General features: G+C 62.5%; 26 protein-coding genes. 18 read left to right on the top strand and 8 right to left on the bottom strand.

Annotated elements, in window-relative coordinates:
• Nucleotides 1-71: 71 nt before the first annotated feature.
• Nucleotides 72-1,142 carry an ABC transporter substrate-binding protein gene (locus ACU5AZ_RS19845; RefSeq protein ID WP_446824034.1) on the top strand — a complete coding sequence of 357 codons (1,071 nt, stop codon included), beginning with the start codon at nt 72-74 and terminating at the stop codon, nt 1,140-1,142.
• Nucleotides 1,143-1,163: 21 nt separating this feature from the next.
• On the opposite strand, the gene ACU5AZ_RS19840 is transcribed toward ACU5AZ_RS19845, so the two are convergent.
• On the bottom strand, nt 1,164-1,613 hold the full coding sequence (locus ACU5AZ_RS19840) for a MarR family winged helix-turn-helix transcriptional regulator (protein ID WP_446824033.1): 450 nt from the start codon (nt 1,611-1,613) through the stop codon (nt 1,164-1,166).
• 80 nt (nt 1,614-1,693) lie between these two features.
• Here ACU5AZ_RS19840 and ACU5AZ_RS19835 point away from each other — a divergent pair, with 80 nt between their 5' ends.
• Nucleotides 1,694-2,155: a carboxymuconolactone decarboxylase family protein gene (locus ACU5AZ_RS19835; RefSeq protein ID WP_446824032.1), complete on the top strand. Its 462-nt coding sequence runs from the start codon at nt 1,694-1,696 to the stop codon at nt 2,153-2,155.
• A 12-nt stretch (nt 2,156-2,167) separates the two neighbouring features.
• Here ACU5AZ_RS19835 and fosX read toward each other — a convergent pair whose 3' ends face one another.
• Entirely contained in the window at nt 2,168-2,599 is a 432-nt protein-coding gene (fosX, locus tag ACU5AZ_RS19830; protein ID WP_446824031.1) for a FosX/FosE/FosI family fosfomycin resistance hydrolase, read from the bottom strand.
• Nucleotides 2,600-2,712: 113 nt separating this feature from the next.
• On the opposite strand from fosX, the gene rpe reads away from it, so the two are divergent.
• The 5 genes from rpe (at nt 2,713) to ACU5AZ_RS19805 (ending at nt 6,730) form a co-directional block, all read left to right on the top strand.
• Nucleotides 2,713-3,393, top strand: coding sequence for a ribulose-phosphate 3-epimerase (rpe, locus tag ACU5AZ_RS19825; RefSeq protein ID WP_446824030.1), 681 nt, complete (start codon nt 2,713-2,715; stop codon nt 3,391-3,393).
• Nucleotides 3,393-4,127: a DUF2259 domain-containing protein gene (locus ACU5AZ_RS19820; RefSeq protein ID WP_446826065.1), complete on the top strand. Its 735-nt coding sequence runs from the start codon at nt 3,393-3,395 to the stop codon at nt 4,125-4,127. Before rpe ends, ACU5AZ_RS19820 begins: the two co-directional genes overlap by 1 nt.
• The gene (locus tag ACU5AZ_RS19815) at nt 4,128-4,628 is read left to right on the top strand and encodes a hypothetical protein (RefSeq protein WP_446824029.1); all 501 of its coding nucleotides are present in this window, start codon (nt 4,128-4,130) and stop codon (nt 4,626-4,628) included.
• 63 nt (nt 4,629-4,691) lie between these two features.
• A complete protein-coding gene (purB, locus tag ACU5AZ_RS19810) occupies nt 4,692-5,996 on the top strand; it encodes an adenylosuccinate lyase (RefSeq protein WP_446824028.1) in 1,305 nt (434 codons plus the stop codon).
• 173 nt (nt 5,997-6,169) lie between these two features.
• Nucleotides 6,170-6,730 carry an RBBP9/YdeN family alpha/beta hydrolase gene (locus ACU5AZ_RS19805; protein ID WP_446826064.1) on the top strand — a complete coding sequence of 187 codons (561 nt, stop codon included), beginning with the start codon at nt 6,170-6,172 and terminating at the stop codon, nt 6,728-6,730.
• A gap of 4 nt (nt 6,731-6,734) precedes the next feature.
• On the opposite strand, the gene ACU5AZ_RS19800 is transcribed toward ACU5AZ_RS19805, so the two are convergent.
• The 3 genes from ACU5AZ_RS19800 to ACU5AZ_RS19790 form a co-directional block, all read right to left on the bottom strand.
• Complete coding sequence (locus ACU5AZ_RS19800) at nt 6,735-7,274, bottom strand: methylated-DNA--[protein]-cysteine S-methyltransferase (RefSeq protein WP_446824027.1); 540 nt, start codon at nt 7,272-7,274, stop codon at nt 6,735-6,737.
• Entirely contained in the window at nt 7,267-7,863 is a 597-nt protein-coding gene (locus ACU5AZ_RS19795) for a bifunctional transcriptional activator/DNA repair enzyme AdaA (RefSeq protein WP_446824026.1), read from the bottom strand. Before ACU5AZ_RS19795 ends, ACU5AZ_RS19800 begins: the two co-directional genes overlap by 8 nt.
• Nucleotides 7,864-7,939: 76 nt before the next feature.
• Complete coding sequence (locus ACU5AZ_RS19790) at nt 7,940-8,263, bottom strand: DUF1476 domain-containing protein (protein ID WP_446824025.1); 324 nt, start codon at nt 8,261-8,263, stop codon at nt 7,940-7,942.
• Nucleotides 8,264-8,544: 281 nt separating this feature from the next.
• Between ACU5AZ_RS19790 and purC the strand changes: the two genes are divergently transcribed.
• Genes purC through ACU5AZ_RS19770 form a run of 4 tightly spaced genes read left to right on the top strand, consistent with a single transcriptional unit; the run spans nt 8,545 to nt 10,736 of the window.
• On the top strand, nt 8,545-9,309 hold the full coding sequence (gene purC, locus ACU5AZ_RS19785; RefSeq protein WP_446824024.1) for a phosphoribosylaminoimidazolesuccinocarboxamide synthase: 765 nt from the start codon (nt 8,545-8,547) through the stop codon (nt 9,307-9,309).
• Between the two features lie 17 nt (nt 9,310-9,326).
• On the top strand, nt 9,327-9,569 hold the full coding sequence (gene purS, locus ACU5AZ_RS19780) for a phosphoribosylformylglycinamidine synthase subunit PurS (protein WP_446824023.1): 243 nt from the start codon (nt 9,327-9,329) through the stop codon (nt 9,567-9,569).
• A 55-nt stretch (nt 9,570-9,624) separates the two neighbouring features.
• Entirely contained in the window at nt 9,625-10,296 is a 672-nt protein-coding gene (gene purQ, locus ACU5AZ_RS19775) for a phosphoribosylformylglycinamidine synthase subunit PurQ (protein WP_446824022.1), read from the top strand.
• 38 nt (nt 10,297-10,334) lie between these two features.
• A complete protein-coding gene (locus ACU5AZ_RS19770; protein WP_446824021.1) occupies nt 10,335-10,736 on the top strand; it encodes a hypothetical protein in 402 nt (133 codons plus the stop codon).
• A gap of 114 nt (nt 10,737-10,850) precedes the next feature.
• Here the strand turns inward: ACU5AZ_RS19770 and ACU5AZ_RS19765 are convergent, their stop codons facing one another.
• A complete protein-coding gene (locus ACU5AZ_RS19765; protein WP_446824020.1) occupies nt 10,851-11,093 on the bottom strand; it encodes a DUF1127 domain-containing protein in 243 nt (80 codons plus the stop codon).
• Nucleotides 11,094-11,220: 127 nt separating this feature from the next.
• Here ACU5AZ_RS19765 and ACU5AZ_RS19760 point away from each other — a divergent pair, with 127 nt between their 5' ends.
• A complete protein-coding gene (locus tag ACU5AZ_RS19760; RefSeq protein WP_446824019.1) occupies nt 11,221-12,642 on the top strand; it encodes an aminotransferase-like domain-containing protein in 1,422 nt (473 codons plus the stop codon).
• 7 nt (nt 12,643-12,649) lie between these two features.
• Here ACU5AZ_RS19760 and ACU5AZ_RS19755 read toward each other — a convergent pair whose 3' ends face one another.
• Entirely contained in the window at nt 12,650-13,099 is a 450-nt protein-coding gene (locus ACU5AZ_RS19755; RefSeq protein WP_446824018.1) for a DUF5680 domain-containing protein, read from the bottom strand.
• A 224-nt stretch (nt 13,100-13,323) separates the two neighbouring features.
• Here ACU5AZ_RS19755 and purL point away from each other — a divergent pair, with 224 nt between their 5' ends.
• From purL to ACU5AZ_RS19730, 5 genes are all read left to right on the top strand, one after another.
• A complete protein-coding gene (purL, locus tag ACU5AZ_RS19750) occupies nt 13,324-15,561 on the top strand; it encodes a phosphoribosylformylglycinamidine synthase subunit PurL (RefSeq protein ID WP_446824017.1) in 2,238 nt (745 codons plus the stop codon).
• 23 nt (nt 15,562-15,584) lie between these two features.
• Nucleotides 15,585-15,818 carry a BolA family transcriptional regulator gene (locus ACU5AZ_RS19745; RefSeq protein WP_261929981.1) on the top strand — a complete coding sequence of 78 codons (234 nt, stop codon included), beginning with the start codon at nt 15,585-15,587 and terminating at the stop codon, nt 15,816-15,818.
• Between the two features lie 27 nt (nt 15,819-15,845).
• Nucleotides 15,846-16,100: a hypothetical protein gene (locus ACU5AZ_RS19740; RefSeq protein ID WP_446824016.1), complete on the top strand. Its 255-nt coding sequence runs from the start codon at nt 15,846-15,848 to the stop codon at nt 16,098-16,100.
• A gap of 123 nt (nt 16,101-16,223) precedes the next feature.
• Nucleotides 16,224-16,559: a Grx4 family monothiol glutaredoxin gene (grxD, locus tag ACU5AZ_RS19735; RefSeq protein WP_446824015.1), complete on the top strand. Its 336-nt coding sequence runs from the start codon at nt 16,224-16,226 to the stop codon at nt 16,557-16,559.
• 208 nt (nt 16,560-16,767) lie between these two features.
• Nucleotides 16,768-18,024, top strand: coding sequence for a multidrug effflux MFS transporter (locus ACU5AZ_RS19730; protein WP_446824014.1), 1,257 nt, complete (start codon nt 16,768-16,770; stop codon nt 18,022-18,024).
• Nucleotides 18,025-18,039: 15 nt separating this feature from the next.
• Here the strand turns inward: ACU5AZ_RS19730 and ACU5AZ_RS19725 are convergent, their stop codons facing one another.
• Nucleotides 18,040-18,858, bottom strand: coding sequence for an inositol monophosphatase family protein (locus ACU5AZ_RS19725; RefSeq protein WP_446824013.1), 819 nt, complete (start codon nt 18,856-18,858; stop codon nt 18,040-18,042).
• 191 nt (nt 18,859-19,049) lie between these two features.
• On the opposite strand from ACU5AZ_RS19725, the gene ACU5AZ_RS19720 reads away from it, so the two are divergent.
• Nucleotides 19,050-19,655 carry a thioesterase domain-containing protein gene (locus ACU5AZ_RS19720; protein WP_446824012.1) on the top strand — a complete coding sequence of 202 codons (606 nt, stop codon included), beginning with the start codon at nt 19,050-19,052 and terminating at the stop codon, nt 19,653-19,655.
• Nucleotides 19,656-19,695 lie beyond the last annotated feature (40 nt).

Here is a 19,695-nt window from a genome sequence, read left to right as displayed (position 1 = left end):
TCTTGCACATGCAAGCCGGGTTCCCTGCCCTCGGACAAAACCCTCTATCCAATCTCGGGAATTGCCTGCCAATGGGCCGATTGTTGCACATTCCTGCCGCGTTGCTGCTCACCGTTTGCGGCAGCATTGATGCATCCGCCGCCGTCATCGGCGTCGTGGCGCCGCAATCAGGCACGTTCGCCGTCCTGGGCAAGCAGATCACCGATGGCGCAAAGGTGGCAGCCACCCTTGCCGGCAACAGCGTCATCGTCATCGATGAGCCCTGCGACACCAATGCCCGCCCACAGATCGCCGAAAAGCTCGCTGCCGCCAAGGCCGAGATCGCCATCGGTTTTCTCTGCGGCGAGACGATCACCGCCGCCATGCCGGGCATGAAGGACAAGGGCATTCCCGGCATCACCGTCTCCGTGCGCTCCGAAATCGCCATGGAAGACGCTATGCGCGACGGCTGGCCGTTGTTTCGTCTGGCGCCTTCCGACAGGCAGGAAGCGGACGCGATTACCAATGTCATCCTCGACCGCTGGGCGGACGAGGCGATTGCGCTGGTCGACGACGGCACCATCCGCAGCCGCGAACTGACGGCCGCCGTGCGCGCCGCGCTCGAAAAGAACGGCCTCGATCCGATCTTTACCGATACCTATCGGCCGGGCGAGGAGAAGCAGGTCGCCCTGGTACGACGGCTGAAAAAGGTTGGCGCCACGCACGTCTTCGTGGCCGGCGACCGCTCGGACATCGCGATCATCGCCAACGACGCCAAGAGCGACAACATCGCCATGACCTTCTTCGGCGGCGATGCGTTGAGGGCGGCCGATGGCCAGGTGTCGCTTCCGGATGGCGTCATGGGCGTCGTCTTACCGCTTTATTCCAACCTGCCGGAAGCTTCCAAAGCGGCGGCCGCATTGCGTGACAATGGCAGCGAACCGGAGGGCTATGCGCTCCCGGCCTACGCCGCCGCCGAGATCGCGTCAGCCGCCCTTTCCGATGCGGCCGGCAGCAAGCGGCCGATTGCCGAGGTTCTCGTCGGCACGACCTTCAGCACCGCGATCGGCAAGATCGGCTTTGCCGAAGACCACAATCTGGCGGAAAATCCTTTCCGCCTGCAGGTCTGGAAGGACGCCGCATTCCGCGATCTGGCACCCTGACGGGCCCCGGATCGCCACGCCTCACCCCTTGGCCGCCACGCTCACCAGCCAGCGCCGGATAATCGCTTCATCCTCCGGGCCGAAGCCGTCGAACAGATCCGCCTCGACGGCATAGACTCGCTTCTTGGCCTCGGCGAGGAGCTTGCGCCCCGCAGACGTCAGCTCCAGAACGCGGATTCTGCCGTGAACCGCATGCGACTTCTTCTCGATCGCTCCGGATTTTTCCAGGTTGCCGATCGTGACGCTGACGGTCTGCGGCGTGAGGAGCGCAAGACGGGCCAGATCGGCATTGTAATGGCCGGGATAGGCTTCGAGCATGGTCATCAGCACGAACTGCGGCATGGTGATGTCGAGGTCCGACAGCGCCGCCTCGACACGGATGCGGTGGGCATGCGCGGCCTGCCTCAGCAGATAGCCTGGATGCCCGTCTTGTCCGCGTTTGTCTTCGCCCGGTCCGGGAAGTTTCGCCACCAGCGCCCCCTTGAATGTTGTCAGTGCACTGATATGTTATTCGAACTCTGATATCATTGCAAACTACCAAGGACGATCCAATGTCGCACCATGCCGAACACGTCTCCTACAAGACCTTCACCACCACCGCGAAGGACGCCTATGCAGGCCTCTCGGCACTCTCCAAGGCGGTCAACGACGCCGGCATGGATAAGGCGCTGACGGAACTGGTCAAGATCAGGGTCTCGCAGATCAACGGTTGCGCCTTCTGCCTGCAGTTCCACATCACGCTCGCCCGCAAGCTTGGCGTCGAACAGCGCAAGCTCGATCTCGTCGCCGTCTGGAAGGAAGCGGGCATCTTCTCGGCCCGCGAGATGGCAGCCCTTGCCTGGGCCGAACAGCTGACGGCGATCGCCAGCGGCCCGGTCCCTTCGCATGCCTATGACGCCATGCGGCAGGAGTTTTCAGAAGAGGAAGGCATCTTCCTGACGGTTTCGATTGCCACCATCAACGCCTGGAACCGCATCGGCGCCGGCCTCGCCTTCGCCCCGCCTGCTCCCTGACGCCTTGGGGCGTCACCCCAGATAGCGCTGCAACCGCTCCTGCAGGGTGCCGGTGTGCAGCTCGAACAGATGATTGTCATGGTCGTGGAAATAGATGGACCGGCCCTCGCCTGCGACGCGCGGGCGGCTTTCGCGTAATTCCAGACCGAGCGTTCTTATCCGCTCCAGACAATCATCGTAATTCTCTTCGGCGATCTTGAAGGCGATGTGATTGTAGCTGCGCGACGGCAGCGGCTCGCCTTCCATGGTGGCGATCCACAGCGCCGCTTCGCCTTCGCCAACCAGAAAGAACCGCTCCCTCGACAGCGAAAAGGTCTTCTCGCCACTGTCATAGACCCGTCGAGCGCCGAGCACGGTCACCAGCACCTCCTCCATCCGGTCGAGATCGGCGACGATAAAGGTCATGTGGCTGAGGCCTTCGATTGCGGGCGTATTCCGTTCCATCCCTGCACCTTTCCTTGTGGGGAAGACGCCGGACAAGCGGCTGCCCGGCATTGCCCGCCGTTTCAGGCGGTGATATGGCACCGGCACATGCGTTACGGAGGAATTTCGCACCGATGAGCACTCAGGTTCGCCTTGCACCGTCCATTCTCGCCGCCGACTTTTCGCGTCTGGGCGAGGAAGTCAAGAATGTCTGCGATGCGGGCGCCGACTGGGTCCATCTCGACGTGATGGATGGCCATTTCGTGCCGAACATCTCCTTCGGCCCCGCCGTCATCCAGTCGCTCCGCCGCTACACCGACAAGGTGTTCGACTGCCACCTGATGATCGCCCCGGCCGATCCCTATCTCGAAGCCTTCGCCAAGGCCGGCTGCGACTACATCACCGTTCACGCCGAAGCCGGACCGCACCTGCACCGCTCGCTGCAGACGATCCGCGCGCTCGGCAAGAAGGCCGGCGTCTCGCTCAATCCGGCGACGCCGCTTTCGGCCATCGAGCATGTCATGGACGATCTCGACCTGATCCTGATCATGAGCGTCAATCCGGGCTTCGGCGGACAGAAGTACATTCCGGCGATGACCGAAAAGATCCGCATGGCAAAATCACTGATCGGTGACCGATCGATCCATCTCGAAGTCGACGGCGGGATCACCGCCGAGACGGCACCGCTCGCGACCTCGGCCGGCGCAGACGTGCTCGTGGCCGGCTCGGCGATCTTCAAGGGCACTTCGGTTGACGATTATCGCAAAACAGTCGACACTCTGCGTAAAGCCGCGGAGGAGGCGGTCACACGGTGATGAGAAAGCTAACCACCGCCATTCTGTCTGCCGCGCTGGCTTTCCTGTCGGCGCCGGCATTCGGCGGTGATTTCTCGCATTTCCAGCTGATCGGCTTTTCCGAGGACGGCGGCATCTTCGCCTTCGAGGAATACGGTGTACAGGACGGCTCCGGCCTGCCCTATTCCAATATCTTCTTCATCGACACCGCCAAGGACCAGTATCTGCCCGAAACCCCTTACCGGGTGCAGATGAAGGAAGGCGACGACACCAGCCTCGCCAGCGCGCGAAGCCAGGCCTATGCGCAAGCCTCCGCGCTGATCGTCGAACACGGCATGACCGGCCATACCGGAGCAATCGTCGCCTTCAATCCGCAAAGCGAGCTCGGCAGCGACGGCAAGCAGATCCGCTACCGGCCCTTCTCGTCCGATCCGCCGATCGACACGACCTATGCGATGAAGATCGAGGACGTCGGCCTGCCGCCCTATTCGAGCTGCAAGGACATCACGCCGGACAACGCGGCCGGTTTCCGTCTCACGCTGACCGAACGCACCGGCAAGCCGGCATCCGAAGTCATCCACGAAGACGATCGTATTCCAGAAAGCCGCAAATGTCCGGTCGGCTACAGGCTCGGCGGTGTGGTCAGCTATTATCCGCCGTCCCGCGATCTGTTGAACATCGCACTCGTCCAGGTTCTGAGCTACGGCTTCGAGGGCCGCGACGGCCGCTGGATCGCCGTCCCGGTTCGGCCCTGAATGGATGATGGCGACATCCGGCCGGCAAAACCGCCCTCGCTATCACTGACAGGCCTGATTGCTGGTGCATTGCTGTGGGCCATCGCCATGGACGCGTCCTCGCTCCTCGGCGTCTATCTGCGCAACCGGCTGGAAACGCCGCATCTGTCGACCATTCTGCTGATCTTCTTCCTCGGTGCCCTGCCCGGCTGGATCACGGCGATCATTCTCTGTCAGCCGGCATTGGCCAGACTGGGAAAGATGGCAGGATTGGCTGCCGCATTCGTGGTATTGTGCGGTTCGACGATCGCATGGACGGCCTTTGCCTTCGCCATGCAATATCGCCTCTTCTACGCGCATTGGCACGACCCGCTGACGACGGTGCGCGGGCTCTACCAGTTCAGCTTCACGACGGTGGCCGCCGTCTACCAGTTCCTGGTCCTCGGCACGCCGCTCTACCTGCCTGCCGGAATCCTGTGCCTTGCCGCCGCCAGCCTGCTGATCGCGCGTCGCAAGCGTTGAGAAATCCGGGAGCCTTTGCTAAAGCGGCACTCAATTGACGTTAGAACAGAAAGCCGAACCCCAATGATCCCGCGTTACTCCCGTCCCGACATGGTCGCCATCTGGTCGCCGGAAACGAAATTCCGCATCTGGTTCGAGATCGAGGCGCATGCCTGCGACGCCCTGGCCGAACTCGGAGTCATTCCCAAGGAATCCGCCAAGACGATCTGGGAAAAAGGTGGCGCGGCGGAATTCGACGTCGCCCGTATCGACGAGATCGAGGCCGTCACCAAGCACGACGTCATCGCCTTCCTGACGCACCTCGCCGAATTCATCGGCCCGGACAGCCGCTTCGTCCACCAGGGTATGACCTCGTCCGACGTGCTCGACACCACGCTCAACATCCAGCTGACCCGCGCCGCCGACATCCTGCTCGCCGACATGGACAAGCTCCTGGTTGCGCTGAAGAAGCGTGCCTACGAGCACAAGGATACGGTCCGCATCGGCCGCAGCCACGGCATCCACGCCGAGCCGACGACGATGGGCATCACCTTTGCCCGCTTCTACGCCGAAATGGACCGCAACAAGGCCCGCCTGGAAGCCGCCCGCGCGGAAATCGCCACCGGCGCCATTTCCGGTGCCGTCGGCACCTTCGCCAACATCGATCCCCGCGTCGAGGAACATGTCTGCGAAAAGCTCGGCCTGAAGCCGGAACCAGTCTCCACCCAAGTCATCCCGCGCGACCGCCACGCCATGTTCTTCGCCACGCTCGGCGTCATCGCCTCGTCGATCGAGAACGTCGCGATCGAAATCCGCCACATGCAGCGCACCGAGGTTCTGGAAGCCGAAGAGTTCTTCTCGCCGGGCCAGAAGGGCTCGTCGGCCATGCCGCACAAGCGCAATCCGGTGCTGACCGAGAACCTCACCGGTCTTGCCCGCCTCGTGCGCATGTCGGTCACGCCGGCACTCGAAAACGTGGCCCTCTGGCACGAGCGTGACATTTCCCATTCGAGCGTCGAGCGCGCCATCGGTCCGGACACCACGATCACGCTTGATTTCGCGCTGAACCGTCTGGCCGGTGTCATCGAGAAGCTGGTGATCTACCCCGAGAACATGCTGGCCAACATGAACAAGTTCAAGGGCCTGGTGATGAGCCAGCGCGTGCTTCTGGCGCTGACGCAGGCCGGTGTATCACGTGAGGACAGCTACCGCCTCGTCCAGCGCAACGCCATGAAGGTCTGGGAAAAGGGTGCCGACTTCCTGGAAGAACTGCTCGCCGACGAAGAGGTCCGGGCAGCACTTTCCGAAGAGGAGATCCGCGAGAAATTCGACCTCGGCTATCACACAAAGCATGTCGACACGATCTTCAAGCGCGTCTTCGGCGCATAAGCTGCGAACCAAATTGAATGGTCAGGGGCGCCCCGAACGGGCGCCCTTTTCCTATCCCTCATTGCGCAATGGCCCGCTTGCGGATCGCAACAACCCGGATCAGGCCCGAAATTGCCCTGTTTTCCGGCCTCTCCTCTTGACAATCGGGCATGCCGATTTCACATCCCGCCATCATGAAAGCATCAGAAGCAGACATTCTCATCGTTCCCGGGTTCAAGAACTCCGGACCGGATCACTGGCAGAGCCGCTGGGAAGAAAAGCTCAGCACGGCGCGCCGCATCCGTGAGGTCGAATGGCACAAGCCCGTCCGCGAGGACTGGGTGCAGTCGGTCGTCGATTCCGTCAACGAGGCGAACAAGCCGGTCGTGCTGGTGGCTCATTCGCTTGGCGTCGCCGCCGCCATCCACGCGATCCCGCAGCTGCGCAAACCGGTCGTCGGTGCCTTCTTCGTCGCACCGCCGGATGTCACCAATCCGGAGATCCGGCCAAAGCACCTGATGACCTTCGGCCCCTATCCGCGCGATCCCTTGCCCTTCCCGGCCATCACGGTCGCCAGCCGCAACGATCCCTTCGGCTCCTATGAGCACGCCGACGACATCACCGCCGCCTGGGGATCGCTGCTGATCGATGCCGGTGAAGCCGGCCACATCAACGCCGAATCCGGCCACGGCCCCTGGCCGGAAGGCACCATGGTCTTCGCCCAGTTCCTGAGCCGGCTAAAAGCCCCGAACTGAGTTTTCAGAACAGTGTCATTTGCGCGTCGGGCTCCTTGAGCCGGACGCCTTCATGTTTGAGCAGGAAGGTCTTGCGTGGCAGGCCGCCGCCGAAACCGGTCAGCGAACGGTCGGCGCCTATCACCCTGTGGCACGGAATGACGATCGGCAACGGGTTGGCGCCGTTGGCCGCGCCCACCGCCCGGCTCGCAAGCTTGGTCTCGCCGATCCGTTCGGCCAGTTCGCCATAGGAAATCGTCTCCCCGAACGGGATGGCCTGCAGTTCTTGCCAGACCCGGTTCTGGAACGGCGTTCCGTCGAAATGCAGGTCGAGCTCGAACCGACGCAACGTTCCCGAAAAATAGGCGGCAAGCTGCGATGCCACCTCCCGGAGACATGCCTCGTCCTCCGTCCAGCCGTCGAGCGGCGCCACAGCCCGGCTGCCGGAGGGAAAGGCGATCAGGTGAACCTCCTCGTCCCTGCCGGCCAAAAGCAGCGACCCGACGGGACTGTCGACATATCGGTAGCTCAGATCGCGCCGCCGCACGGGTTTGAAGTCAAGCATGCGCAGCCTCGACGGTAGAGGCGTTTTCCGGCATCCGACGGCGCAATGCGGTCGGCGGCCGACGATAGATTTCGGAAAATGCCGCATTGAACCGCCTGAGACTGCCGAACCCCGATGCCTTGGCGACCGCGGCCATTGGCATGGCCGTCTCGTCGATCAGCCGCTTCGCACGCTGGATCCGGTTCGAGCGGGCAAACTGTACCGGGCTCGCACCGAGATGCCGGGCAAAAAGGCGCGTCAGCTGGCGCGGTCCGATGCCGAGCTTGTCCGACAGCGCCTCCACTGTTCCATCGCCATCGAGCGCGCCGTCGGCAATCAGCTTCATCGCCCGCTCCACCGTGGTGCGCGTGCCGTTCCAGGCCGGGCAGAACGGCGCGGTTTCCGGGCGGCACCTGAGGCATGGGCGAAAACCGGCCTTCTCCGCCGCCGCAGCGCTCGGATGAAAGGTGACATTCTTCGTCAGCGGCTGGCGCACCGGGCAAACGGGCCGGCAATAGATGCCGGTCGTCTTCACGCCGATGAAGAACCGTCCATCATAGTCAGGATCGCGCCGCAGTCGCGCGGCATTGCATTCGTCAAAATCAAGCATGCCGAAATGCTAGCCCGGAGCCAGAACCACGTCGAGAGCATAGTCCATGATGAGGTCCGGAAACGGCCAACTGCCGTCACGCCCCCGCCTGGACATCCGCCGTCGCCGCGATCAGCAGCGCATCGAACTTTGTCCGTAGCTCGTCATCGCCGGGATGCACCCCCGCAGCTCTCAAATCGCGGTTGACGAAGAGCAATGCACCTCCGTCCGGCCCCTGTGAAAAGCCGGCCTCGACGACTTCCAGCGCATAGGCCTCCGCTTCTTCCCCTGACTTGCCGAGGAGCCCGGCCGCCCAAAGCCCGGCCAGCCGGTTACGCCGCGCCATGGACCTGAACTTCATCTCCTCGTCATGGGCAAACTTGCTCTCGTATGCCCGCTCCCGCTCGTCCATCTCATCCATCGGTGATCCTCCCGTGATAGCAGACGCCAACCCCAAGGGTCTCACATTCGGGCTGCGGTGGAAAGCGGAACGGTCCATTTCCCTATCGCCTTCGAAAGTGCTAGATTCGCAGTTATCTTGATGCGTTGAGTCCGCCGCCTTCCGCAAAGGCCCCCGAGTCTATGAAAACCAGGGAAGGAATGTCAGCCGGATTGTGAAATCGAATCTTTTCGGATATGGACCGCTTGAGATTTCAATCGTGCGCCCGCTCCCAGGATGCGCACTAGAAAAGAGTATATCATATGAACCGTCGCCGCCGTATCTACGAAGGCAAGGCAAAGATCCTCTATGAAGGACCGGAGCCGGGCACGCTGGTCCAGTTCTTCAAGGATGACGCCACTGCTTTCAACAAGAAGAAGCATGAAGTCATCGATGGCAAGGGTGTGCTCAACAACCGCATTTCCGAGTACATCTACTCGCATCTGAACAAGATCGGCATCCCGACCCACTTCATCCGCCGCCTCAACATGCGCGAGCAGCTGATCAAGGAAGTGGAGATCATTCCGCTCGAGATCGTCGTGCGCAATGTTGCCGCCGGTTCGCTGTCCGAACGCCTGGGCATCGAGGAAGGCGTGGTCCTGCCGCGCTCGATCATCGAGTTCTACTACAAGTCCGACGCCCTTGCGGACCCGATCGTTTCCGAAGAACACATCACCGCCTTCGGCTGGGCCAATCCCGCCGAGCTCGATGACATCATGGCGCTCGCCATCCGCATCAACGACTTCCTGAGCGGCCTGTTCCTCGGCGTCGGCATCCAACTCGTCGACTTCAAGATCGAATGCGGCCGCCTCTACGAAGGCGACATGATGCGCATCATCCTGGCCGACGAAATTTCGCCGGACAGCTGCCGTTTGTGGGATATCGAGACCAAGGAGCGGATGGACAAGGACCGTTTCCGCCGCGACCTGGGCGGGCTTCTGGAAGCCTATCAGGAAGTCGCCCGCCGCCTCGGTATCATGAATGAAAACGAGCCCGTCCGCGGTACGGGTCCGGTGCTCGTCAAGTAAGCAAGGAAAGAGGGAAAGTGATCAAGGCACGCGTAACCGTAACGCTGAAGAACGGCGTTCTCGACCCGCAGGGCAAGGCCATCGAAGGCGCGCTCGGCGCACTCGGCTTCGATGGCATCGGCCATGTCCGCCAGGGCAAGGTGTTCGATCTGGAAATCGACAACTCTTCGAGGGAAGAGGCCGAGGCCGACCTGAAGGCCATGTGCGAAAAGCTCCTCGCCAACACGGTCATCGAGAACTACTCGATCGCTATCGACTGATCCATAGATCTGCCTGCGGCTTCGTGCGCAGGCATTGCCAAAAGGTGCAAGACCGATGAAATCCGCCGTCGTCCAGCTTCCCGGCCTCAATCGCGACCGTGACATGATCGCCGCCCTGACCAAGATCTCCGGTCAGGCGCCGGTAACCGTCTGGCAGACGGAAACGGATATTCCGGACGTCGATCTGATCGTCATCCCCGGCGGCTTCTCCTACGGTGACTACCTGCGCTGCGGCGCCATTGCCGCCCGCATGCCGGTGATGCAGGCGATCATGAAGAAGGCCGAAGAAGGCGTGAAGGTGATCGGCGTGTGCAACGGCTTCCAGATCCTGGTCGAAGCCGGCCTCCTGCCCGGCGCGCTGATGCGCAACGCCTCGCTGAAGTTTGTCTGCCGTGAAATCAAGCTCGAGGTCGCCAATGCCGATAGCGACTTCACCCGCGCTTACGACAAGGGCCAGATCATCCGCTGCCCGGTAGCCCATCATGACGGCAACTATTTCGCCGACGCCGAGACGCTGAAGGCGATCGAAGGCAACGGCCAGGTTCTGTTCCGCTATGCCGCCGGCACCAACCCGAACGGTTCGGTCAACGACATCGCCGGCATCGTCAATGCCAAGGGCAACGTGCTCGGCATGATGCCGCATCCGGAAAACCTTATCGAAGCGGCCCATGGCGGCAATGACGGGCGCGGCATCTTCGCCTCCGCCCTCGACGTCATCGCGGCCTGATCGACCGCCCCCTGCCACAGCCCTCCCAGAAGGCACTCATGGAAAACCGGACAATGCGTCTCGTCGCGCCCGCCGCCACCTCCCTCCTGATGGCGCTAGCGCTTGCCGCGTGCCAGAGCAAGCCGCCGGCCCCGGTTGCCGGCTCCTCGGCGCTGTCGATGATGGAACGGGTCGCTGTCGCCGCCAACACCTGCTGGTTCAAGTCCAAAGACCCGGCCTTCGCGCCCTACCGCCTGGCGCCGGAGCTCAATTCCTTCTCGGGCCGCCCGCGCATTCTCATCGTCAACAAGCACAAGCCCGAATCCCTGCCGCTGCTCGTCGTTCAGGCGGAAGGATCACCGGCTAAGCTCAGTGCTTTCGGACCGCTCCTGGCGGAATCCTCAGGCAGCCGGATCAATGCCGACGTCAACCGCTGGGCCAGCGGCCAGACGAGCTGCTGAAAGCACCGCTTCTCCGAAATCACCGCGTAAAAAAAGCCCGCACACCGCCGTTGGGATAGCGGATGCGGGCCTGAAACGGGACCATGGACGTGGCCCCGGGGGAAAAACATGCGGTCAAGCGATGAAGCGCGACTTCGCAGCCTCGTGATCGGCCATCCGGCGGGTGATGCCGACGTCGCGCAGCTGCTCGTCGGTCAGCTCCATGAGGCTCTGCCGCGTCCGGCGCAGCTGCAGCCATTCCTGGAAGCTTGCCGAGACAGCGCCGGCGCGACCGGTGAGCGCATCCATCAACAGTTCAACACCCGACGGCTTTCGCACGGCATTGTCCGTCTTCGCGGAAGCACCGATTGTATTCATTGCACCGTCAAGGAATTGTACCCGTCTCATGATTGCACCTGTCTGCCTTTCTCTGTTAAAAAATGCTCTTGCATGACTGTCGTATACAATTGACTCACATTGGGTGACAATGTATAGAATTGTCACCATGACAACTTGGCTTCCCGATATATCCAAGGGCTCCGGCCCTCTATACGTCCGCCTCGCGGACCGGATCGAAGATGCGATCGTCGACGGCACCTTGCCGCCGGGGACGAAGCTTCCGCCCCAGCGGAACCTGGCATTCGACATAGGGGTGACAATAGGTACAATCGGTCGCGCCTACTCGCTGATCCACGAACGTGGACTGGTCAGCGGCGAGGTCGGCCGCGGCACCTATGTGCTGGATCAGACGGAAAGCGGTGAGGAAATCCAGCAGGCGACGCCGCCGGCGATGACATTGCAGGGCACACGCCCGGACGTCGCGCCCAGCGGTGCCTTGCGGTTCGACACGACTGCCGCACCCGACAGCGGCCAGGCCGCAACGATCGGGCGCCTGACAGGCGACATCATCCGTGATCATCCTGCCGAGATTGCCAGCTACACCCGCACCTTCCCGCGCCACTGGTTCGAAGCCGGTGCGCAATGGCTGACGCGCGGCGCCTTTGCGCCGGAAGCGGAAAACGTCGTGCCGACGCTCGGCGCCCATGCCGCCATCATGGCCCTGCTGACGGTCGCCACCTCGCCGGGCGACAAGATCGTCTTCGAGCACCTGACCTATTCGCAGATTGCCCGCAGCGCCACGCTGATCGGCCGCCGCACGGTGCTCGCCAATATCGACGAACACGGCATGATCCCGGAGGATTTCGAAAGCGTCTGCGCCCAGCAGCACCCGAAGATCGCCTTCCTGATGCCGGCGGCCCACAATCCGACCGCCGTCGTCATGCCGGCCGAACGCCGCAGGCAGATCGCCGAGATCGCCCGCAAGTACAATGTCTGGCTGATCGAGGACGACCTGTACGGCTCGCTCTGCCGGGACGAGACGCCGCGCCTCGTGGAATTCGCGCCGGAGCGCACCTTTCTGGTCGGCGGCCTGTCGAAATCGGTCGCCGCCGGCGTGCGCGGCGGCTGGGTCGCCTGCCCGCCGCATTACGCCCACCGGGTCCGCATCGCCCACAAGATGATCACCGGCGGCATGCCGTATCTGTTTGCCGAACTCTGCGCTCGCCTGGTGCTCTCGGGCGAGGCTGCGGATCTCAAAGCGACCAGCATCGCCAAGATCATGGATCGCCAGAAAATCCTCGAAACCAACTTCGCCGGCTTCGAATACACCGCCCTGCCCGGCCTGCCCTTCATCTGGCTGAAGCTGCCGGAGCCCTGGCTCTCCGGCACGTTCAAGAATGCCGCTTTCAACGAGGGCATCCTCGTCGACGACGAGGACGAATTCAAACCCGGCCGCTCCGAACGCGTCTGGCACCGCATCCGCATCGGCTTCTCCTCGGTCAAGGAGGACAGAGAAGTCGACCGCGGTTGCAAGCTGCTGCGCCAGATCCTGGAGAACGGCACGAGCAGCTACGACAGCTATTCGTGATCCGTCCTCAAGGACGGATCAGTCCGCCGTGGAAATCCAGCCGATAAACCTCCCGGTCCGCGCGGTAGATCCTCTCGACGCCCTGGAAACTCCGCGGCGTACCCGCGCTCCCATGTTCGTAGCGATATCCAAGATATTCGCTCTTGAATTCACCGAGGAACCGGCCCTCGTTGTAAAGAGCCGCCCGCGCCTGCTTCACGATTGATCCCGCCTTCTCGGCGTTGATCGCATCATCGTCGGATATGCGGCCGTAGTAGTTCATCGCCCAAACCGGCACGCCGTCGGTCCAGACGGTTTCCTGGCCCAGAAAGTCCGTGCCGCCGAAGTAGCTGTCGAGATAGCTCCAGTGTCCCCTCCGATAGCCTATGTCATGCGACGCCGCTCGCGATGAAGCTCCAGGCTTGCCGCCCCCGACATAGGCAGCGGCCTTCGCCTCGACAATGAATTCTTCCAGCATGCTTGAATCTCCAAATAAGAACATAAAGCGAACATTTCATCGTAAATCGATGTCGTCAAGCGATGAAGGAATGCGTCCACATCCCGATAGCCACGTTTCTTGCGTATCTCCGGAAAAACACGGGATTCGCCTGTTATTCTCGGCATTTTCCTGTCGCACTCGCCCGTGACATGGGATAAAGAGACGGCAAACCTCTCCCATCGCGCACGGACACGTCTGGACACATGACCATCTCGAATACCATCGCCATCACCCCGGAGCTCATCGCCGCCCATGGCCTGAAGCCGGATGAATACGATCGCATTCTGGAACTGATCGGCCGCGAACCGACCTTCACCGAACTCGGCATCTTCTCCGCCATGTGGAACGAGCACTGCTCCTACAAGTCTTCCAAGAAGTGGCTGCGCACCCTGCCGACCACCGGCCCGCGCGTCATCCAGGGCCCCGGCGAAAACGCCGGCGTCGTCGACATCGATGACGGCGATTGCGTCGTCTTCAAGATGGAAAGCCACAACCATCCGTCCTACATCGAACCCTATCAGGGTGCAGCGACCGGCGTTGGCGGCATCCTGCGCGACGTCTTCACCATGGGCGCCCGTCCGGTCGCCGCCATGAACGCGCTGCGCTTCGGCGAGCCGGATCATCCGAAGACCCGTCACCTGGTCTCCGGCGTCGTTTCCGGCGTCGGTGGCTACGGCAATTCCTTCGGCGTTCCGACGGTTGGCGGGGAAGTCGAATTTGACGCCCGTTACAACGGCAACATCCTCGTCAACGCCTTTGCCGCCGGTCTCGCAAAGTCCGACGCGATCTTCTACTCGAAGGCCGAAGGCGTCGGCCTCCCCGTCGTCTATCTCGGTGCCAAGACCGGCCGTGACGGCGTCGGCGGCGCCACCATGGCCTCGGCCGAATTCGACGAGACGATCGAGGAGAAGCGCCCGACCGTCCAGGTCGGCGACCCCTTCACCGAGAAGTGCCTGCTGGAAGCCTGCCTCGAACTGATGCAGACCGGCGCCGTGATCGCCATCCAGGACATGGGTGCTGCGGGCCTCACCTGTTCGGCGGTCGAAATGGGCGCCAAGGGCGACCTCGGCATCGAGCTCAACCTCGACCAGGTGCCGGTCCGCGAAGAGCAGATGACGGCTTATGAAATGATGCTGTCGGAAAGCCAGGAGCGCATGCTCATGGTGCTGAGCCCCGAGAAGGAAGAGGAAGCCAAGGCGATCTTCGTCAAATGGGGCCTCGACTTCGCCATCGTCGGCAAGACCACGGACGACCTGCGCTTCCGTGTGCTGCACCAGGGCGAGGAAGTCGCCAACCTGCCGATCAAGGAACTGGGCGACGAAGCACCCGAATACGACCGCCCGTGGCGCGAGCCGACCGTTCCGGCGGTCCTCCCGGCCAATCTCGTTGCCGAACCCGAAGATTACAACCAAGCACTGCTGACGCTGGTGGGCTCGCCCAACCAGTCGAGCCGACGCTGGGTCTACGAACAGTACGACACGCTGATCCAGGGCAACTCGCTGCAGCTGCCGGGCGGCGACGCCGGCGTCATCCGCGTCGACGGCCATCCGACCAAGGCACTCGCCTTCTCCTCGGACGTGACCCCGCGCTATGTCGAGGCCAACCCGTATGAAGGCGGCAAGCAGGCCGTCGCCGAGTGCTGGCGCAACATCACCGCCACTGGCGCCGAGCCGCTGGCTGCGACCGACAACCTCAACTTCGGCAATCCCGAAAAGCCGGAAATCATGGGCCAGCTGGTCAAGGCGATCGAAGGCATCGGCGAAGCCTGCCGCGCGCTCGACTTCCCGATCGTCTCGGGCAACGTCTCGCTCTACAACGAGACCCATGGCGAGGCGATCCTGCCGACCCCCACCATCGCCGGCGTCGGCCTCCTGCCCGACTGGTCGAAGATGGCGAAGATCGGCGGCGCCAATAACGGCGACCACCTGATTCTGATCGGCGGCGACGGCAGCCATCTCGGTGCATCCGTCTATATGCGCGACGTGCTCGGCCTCATCGACGGACCGGCGCCGGAAGTCGACCTGGTCGCCGAGAAGCGCAACGGCGACTTCATCCGCTCGGCGATCCGCAACGGCCAGATCACCGCCTGCCACGACATTTCCTCTGGCGGCCTCGCCATCGCGCTCGCCGAAATGGCGATCAAGTCCGACAAGGGCGCCAAGGTCAGCCTCGAGGAAAGCCGTGGCCCGGCGCATGCCCTGCTGTTTGGCGAAGACCAGGGCCGCTACGTCATCGCGGTTCCGGCCGATCTCGCCAACTTCGTCTGCGCCAGCGCGGAAGGTTCAGGCATCTTCTTCCGGCGCATCGGCACGGTCGAAGGCACGAGCCTCGTTGTTGACGATCTGATTTCGCTGCCCGTCAGCCGATTGCATGATGCGCATGAATCGTGGTTTCCTTCCTACATGGACGGCAAGGGCGAACTGCCCGCAGCCGCCGAATAACAACAACAAGGGAAAGAACCGTCATGGCCATGAAACCAGGTGACATCGAAGACATGATCCGCTCCGGCATTCCCGGTGCCGTGGTCAAGATCCGGGATCTGGCAGGCGACGGCGACCATTATGCGGCTGAAGTCGTGGCGGAGGCCTTTCGGGGCAAGACCCGCGTCCAGCAGCACCAGATGGTCTACGACGCCCTGAAGGGAAACATGGGCGAAGCGCTGCACGCGCTTGCCCTGCAGACCTCCGCGCCGAAGTAAGCGGCGCGGCGGCAAGGGGGAGCGACAATGGCGGATTTGATGAAGGAACTGGTCGACGGCGTCGTCAAGAGCGTCGTCAGCGAAATCCTCAAGAAGACGGGCCTGACGGGCACGACGCGGCGCAAGAAGCGCACGACGACAAAGCGTAAGCCCGCCACCCGGACGACCGCCAGCCGCGCCTCCGGCGCCCGTAAGAAGACGACGCGCGCGCCCGCCAGGAAGCAGGTCAGCCGCCGGCGGACGGTGAAGGCGAGAAGCAAGCCACGCCAGAGGTCCCGCTAGCCGGGCGCTCAGGCTCACGCATCTTTTTTGGGTTGCCCTGCTGGAATTCCGTCCGGAGCGTGTTATTTAGCGGCTAGACAATCAACATCGGGCCTTGACCCCGCATGTCAGAGGATTTTTGCAATGAGCGCCATTCACGATTTTATCGACAATGAAGTGAAGTCGAACGACGTCGTCGTCTTCATGAAGGGAACGCCGCAGTTCCCGCAGTGTGGGTTTTCCGGCCAGGTCGTCCAGATTCTCGATTACCTCGGCGTCGACTACAAGGGCATCAACGTGCTCGAGGACATGGAAATCCGCCAGGGCATCAAGGACTATTCCAACTGGCCGACGATCCCGCAGCTCTACGTGAAAGGCGAGTTCCTCGGCGGTTGCGACATCGTGCGCGAAATGTTCCAGGCCGGCGAACTTCAGACCCACATGCAGGAAAACGGCATCGCTGTGCGCGGCGCCGCCTGACACAATCGGTCCAATAGGCAAGCATGCAGGCCGGACCACATCCGGCCTGCATGCATTTTGGACACCCGGAAGACTTCCGACCCGCCGCCCCGCCCCGTACCACCTCCCGGAATGGGCGCACCAGGACGACCACGACGAAACACCGGCCATCCGCCGCAGACGCGAACGCCTGCCTGCGCGATGGTTTGCCGACCGAGAAAGCCAGATCATGACTGCCCTCGCGCCCCAGACCTATCGCACATCGAAAACGGAATTCATCGCGCTCTGCGCCGGCCTGATGGGCATCAATGCGCTGGCGATCGACATCACCCTGCCGATCCTGCCGCATATCGGCGAAGCACTGAACGTGATGGTCGAGAACGATCGCCAGCTGGTAATTTCCGCCTACCTGTTCGGCTTCGGCATCGCGCAACTGTTCTTCGGCCCGATCTGCGACCGCTTCGGCCGCCGCTGGCCGACGATCATCGGCGTCGGTGTCTATGTCGTGGCCGCGCTTGCAGCGATCTTCATGCCGACATTCACCAGCCTGCTCGCCGTCCGCCTTCTGCAGGGTCTGGGGGCCGCATCCACCCGCATCGCGCTGCAGGCCGCCATCCGTGACCGCTATGACGGCCGCGACATGGCCCAGGTCATGTCGCTCGTCTTCATGGTGTTCCTCGTGGTGCCGGTCATCGCGCCGACTGTCGGCCAGCTTCTCTATCTGACCGGCCACTGGCAGGCGGTCTTCCTGTTCATGGGGCTATTCGCCCTCGCCATCGGCGTCTGGAGCTTCCTGCGCTTCGACGAGACGCTGCATCCGGAATATCGCCGGCCGATCAGCGTCGCGGCCATCTCGTCCGGATACATGACCGTCCTCAAGAACCGTCTTGCGCTCGCCTATGGCATCGCCGGCACCTGCATGATCGGCGCGCTGCTGAGCTTCATCAACACGGCCCAGCAGATCTATGTCGACGTCTATGGCCTCGGCGACCTCTTCCCGCTCGCCTTTGCCGCGGTGGCCGGGCTGATGTCCGTCTCGTCCTTCCTTAATTCGCGGGCCGTCGGACGGTTCGGCATGCGGCGCCTTTCGCACGGCGCGCTGCTCGCCTTCATCGCGCTCAGCGGCATCTGGTTCGTGCTGGCCTGGCTCGAAGCGCTACCGTTCTGGGCGTTCTTCGGGCTGTTCGCCTCGATCATGTTCATGTTCGGCTGGTGCTCGTCCAACATGAACTCGCTGTCGCTGGAACCGCTCGGCGAACTGGCCGGAACGGCATCTTCCGTCTTCGGCTTCCTGCAGACAGCCGGCGGCGCGATCATCGGCGGACTGATCGGCCATGCCTTCAACGGCAGCGTCCTTCCGGTCGCCGCCGGCTTCTTCTTCCTCGGCCTGATCGGCCTTGTCTGCGTGCTGATCGCCGAGAACGGCAAGCTGTTCGGCGTCGGAGACAAGTATGCCCACACGGATGTGGTGGAGGCCGGTCACTGACCGGCCTCGCCTGCCTCAGACGGTAAAGACTTCCCGGCGCAGCATCGCCCAGGTGTGCTTGTCGGGTGCTATCAGCAGACCGCCATCCACGTGTTGGGGTCGATAGGCGGAACCGTCGAAGCGCGCCGCGTAGGCACCGGCCTCCTGCGACATCAGCGTGCCCGCCAGGTGATCCCACGGCATCAGCTTGTTGTACATCAGGAACTGGATGTGCCCGCCGCAGAAGGCGCGATATTCATGGGCGGCGCAGCGGTAGCTCGTGGCGTAGCGTGCCTTGGCGAGGTTGGCCATGATTTCAGGCCGCTTCTCCTTCGGCAGGAAGCCGACCGAAGCGATGCCCATCATCTCCTCGAGCGGAAGTGGTTCGGCTATTCTCGCCCGCTCGCTGTGCCCGTCCGGACGGACGAAGTAGGTGCCCGCGCCCTTTTCGGCAATCATCCAGTCGTCGCCCATCGGATCGTAGATGATGCCCGCAACCGTCTCGCCACCGGAAATGACGGAGGCCATCACTCCGAAGAGCGGCAGGCCGGAGGCGAAGTTGAAGGTCCCGTCGATCGGATCGACAACCACCGCCTTGTCGGCAGTTCCCAGTTTTCCCAGCAGGTCGGGATCGGCCGCCACGCTCTCCTCGCCGACGAACAGGTAGCCGGGCGCAAGTGCTTCGAACTCCGCCCGAATCATCCGCTCGGCCGCTTCATCGGCTTCGGTCACCAGATCGGTCAGCTCGCTCTTGATGCGAACGTCGTCGCCGCCCAGCCGGCGAAACCGGGGCAATATCTCCGCCTTGGCGGCGCGGCGCAGCAGGTCCGCGATGGCTTTCACGTCCAAATTCATAAAATACCTCTTCCGGTTCGATTGTGCGGCAAAGCAATGTGCGCCACCGCAAATAACGCAAAGAAGCCGCGCCGGTAACCATCCGGCGCAATCTTTCTGAATGTCCGGCTGCTTCTGCCCGAAACTATTGTCTGCATTCACAAAAGATGCATGATCTTCATCGTTTCCAAACCAGAGGAGCCCTCCCCAGCATGTATTCCCGACGCGCTATCCTGTCTTACGGTGCAGCTCTTGCCGCGACGGCAATTTTGCCAGGCATCGCAGACGCCAAGGCGGTCAACGGACAAATCTACCTGATCCGCGGCCTTGCCAATATCTTCTCCACCGGACTTGACGCCCTGGGACGGGAACTGAAGAAGCAGGGCATTCCCGCCGAAGTGGTGTCGCTTCGCGACAGCGACAGCTTCGCCAGCCAGATCGCCAGCAGGTATCAGAAGTCGAAAGCAGCTCGCCCGGTCATCCTCATTGGTCACTCCTTCGGCGCTGATGAAGCCTATGCCGTCGCAGCCGCACTGAAGAAGCGCAATGTTCCGGTTGCCCTGATCGTAACCTTCGATCCAACTGGACAGGGCCCCGTTCCGTCGAACGTCCGCCGCGTCCTCAACTTCTATACCGGCAGCGACGCCCTCTGGGCCCCCGTCAAGGCGGCCCCAGATTTCCGCGGCAAACTTTCCAACATCAATCTTCGCAAAGGCAACGACGCCATCAAGGGCATCGGCCATTTCAACGTCGACAATAACGAGCAGCTACACGCCCGGACAGTCAAGGAAATCAAGGCCGTGCTGCGCATCCGTTGACCGCCACGAAAGCGCTAGGACCTCGCCCTCGGGCATCATG

This window comes from Rhizobium sp. PAMB 3182 (assembly GCF_052908355.1).
This window is presented reverse-complemented; position numbering and strand designations above follow the sequence as displayed.

What these genes read in the sequence shown, in the direction of transcription:
- ACU5AZ_RS19730 (WP_446824014.1), top strand. Translation starts at nt 16,768, where the DNA reads ATGACTGCCCTCGCGCCCCAGACCTATCGCACATCGAAAACGGAATTC.
- ACU5AZ_RS19760 (WP_446824019.1), top strand. Translation starts at nt 11,221, where the DNA reads ATGACAACTTGGCTTCCCGATATATCCAAGGGCTCCGGCCCTCTATAC.
- ACU5AZ_RS19800 (WP_446824027.1), bottom strand. Translation starts at nt 7,274, where the DNA reads ATGCTTGACTTCAAACCCGTGCGGCGGCGCGATCTGAGCTACCGATAT.
- ACU5AZ_RS19765 (WP_446824020.1), bottom strand. Translation starts at nt 11,093, where the DNA reads ATGAATACAATCGGTGCTTCCGCGAAGACGGACAATGCCGTGCGAAAG.
- ACU5AZ_RS19740 (WP_446824016.1), top strand. Translation starts at nt 15,846, where the DNA reads ATGGCGGATTTGATGAAGGAACTGGTCGACGGCGTCGTCAAGAGCGTC.
- ACU5AZ_RS19845 (WP_446824034.1), top strand. Translation starts at nt 72, where the DNA reads ATGGGCCGATTGTTGCACATTCCTGCCGCGTTGCTGCTCACCGTTTGC.
- ACU5AZ_RS19815 (WP_446824029.1), top strand. Translation starts at nt 4,128, where the DNA reads ATGGATGATGGCGACATCCGGCCGGCAAAACCGCCCTCGCTATCACTG.
- ACU5AZ_RS19820 (WP_446826065.1), top strand. Translation starts at nt 3,393, where the DNA reads ATGAGAAAGCTAACCACCGCCATTCTGTCTGCCGCGCTGGCTTTCCTG.
- grxD (WP_446824015.1), top strand. Translation starts at nt 16,224, where the DNA reads ATGAGCGCCATTCACGATTTTATCGACAATGAAGTGAAGTCGAACGAC.
- ACU5AZ_RS19835 (WP_446824032.1), top strand. Translation starts at nt 1,694, where the DNA reads ATGTCGCACCATGCCGAACACGTCTCCTACAAGACCTTCACCACCACC.
- ACU5AZ_RS19755 (WP_446824018.1), bottom strand. Translation starts at nt 13,099, where the DNA reads ATGCTGGAAGAATTCATTGTCGAGGCGAAGGCCGCTGCCTATGTCGGG.
- ACU5AZ_RS19805 (WP_446826064.1), top strand. Translation starts at nt 6,170, where the DNA reads ATGAAAGCATCAGAAGCAGACATTCTCATCGTTCCCGGGTTCAAGAAC.
- purB (WP_446824028.1), top strand. Translation starts at nt 4,692, where the DNA reads ATGATCCCGCGTTACTCCCGTCCCGACATGGTCGCCATCTGGTCGCCG.
- purQ (WP_446824022.1), top strand. Translation starts at nt 9,625, where the DNA reads ATGAAATCCGCCGTCGTCCAGCTTCCCGGCCTCAATCGCGACCGTGAC.
- purC (WP_446824024.1), top strand. Translation starts at nt 8,545, where the DNA reads ATGAACCGTCGCCGCCGTATCTACGAAGGCAAGGCAAAGATCCTCTAT.
- ACU5AZ_RS19720 (WP_446824012.1), top strand. Translation starts at nt 19,050, where the DNA reads ATGTATTCCCGACGCGCTATCCTGTCTTACGGTGCAGCTCTTGCCGCG.
- ACU5AZ_RS19790 (WP_446824025.1), bottom strand. Translation starts at nt 8,263, where the DNA reads ATGGATGAGATGGACGAGCGGGAGCGGGCATACGAGAGCAAGTTTGCC.
- ACU5AZ_RS19770 (WP_446824021.1), top strand. Translation starts at nt 10,335, where the DNA reads ATGGAAAACCGGACAATGCGTCTCGTCGCGCCCGCCGCCACCTCCCTC.
- fosX (WP_446824031.1), bottom strand. Translation starts at nt 2,599, where the DNA reads ATGGAACGGAATACGCCCGCAATCGAAGGCCTCAGCCACATGACCTTT.
- rpe (WP_446824030.1), top strand. Translation starts at nt 2,713, where the DNA reads ATGAGCACTCAGGTTCGCCTTGCACCGTCCATTCTCGCCGCCGACTTT.
- ACU5AZ_RS19725 (WP_446824013.1), bottom strand. Translation starts at nt 18,858, where the DNA reads ATGAATTTGGACGTGAAAGCCATCGCGGACCTGCTGCGCCGCGCCGCC.
- ACU5AZ_RS19795 (WP_446824026.1), bottom strand. Translation starts at nt 7,863, where the DNA reads ATGCTTGATTTTGACGAATGCAATGCCGCGCGACTGCGGCGCGATCCT.
- ACU5AZ_RS19745 (WP_261929981.1), top strand. Translation starts at nt 15,585, where the DNA reads ATGGCCATGAAACCAGGTGACATCGAAGACATGATCCGCTCCGGCATT.
- purL (WP_446824017.1), top strand. Translation starts at nt 13,324, where the DNA reads ATGACCATCTCGAATACCATCGCCATCACCCCGGAGCTCATCGCCGCC.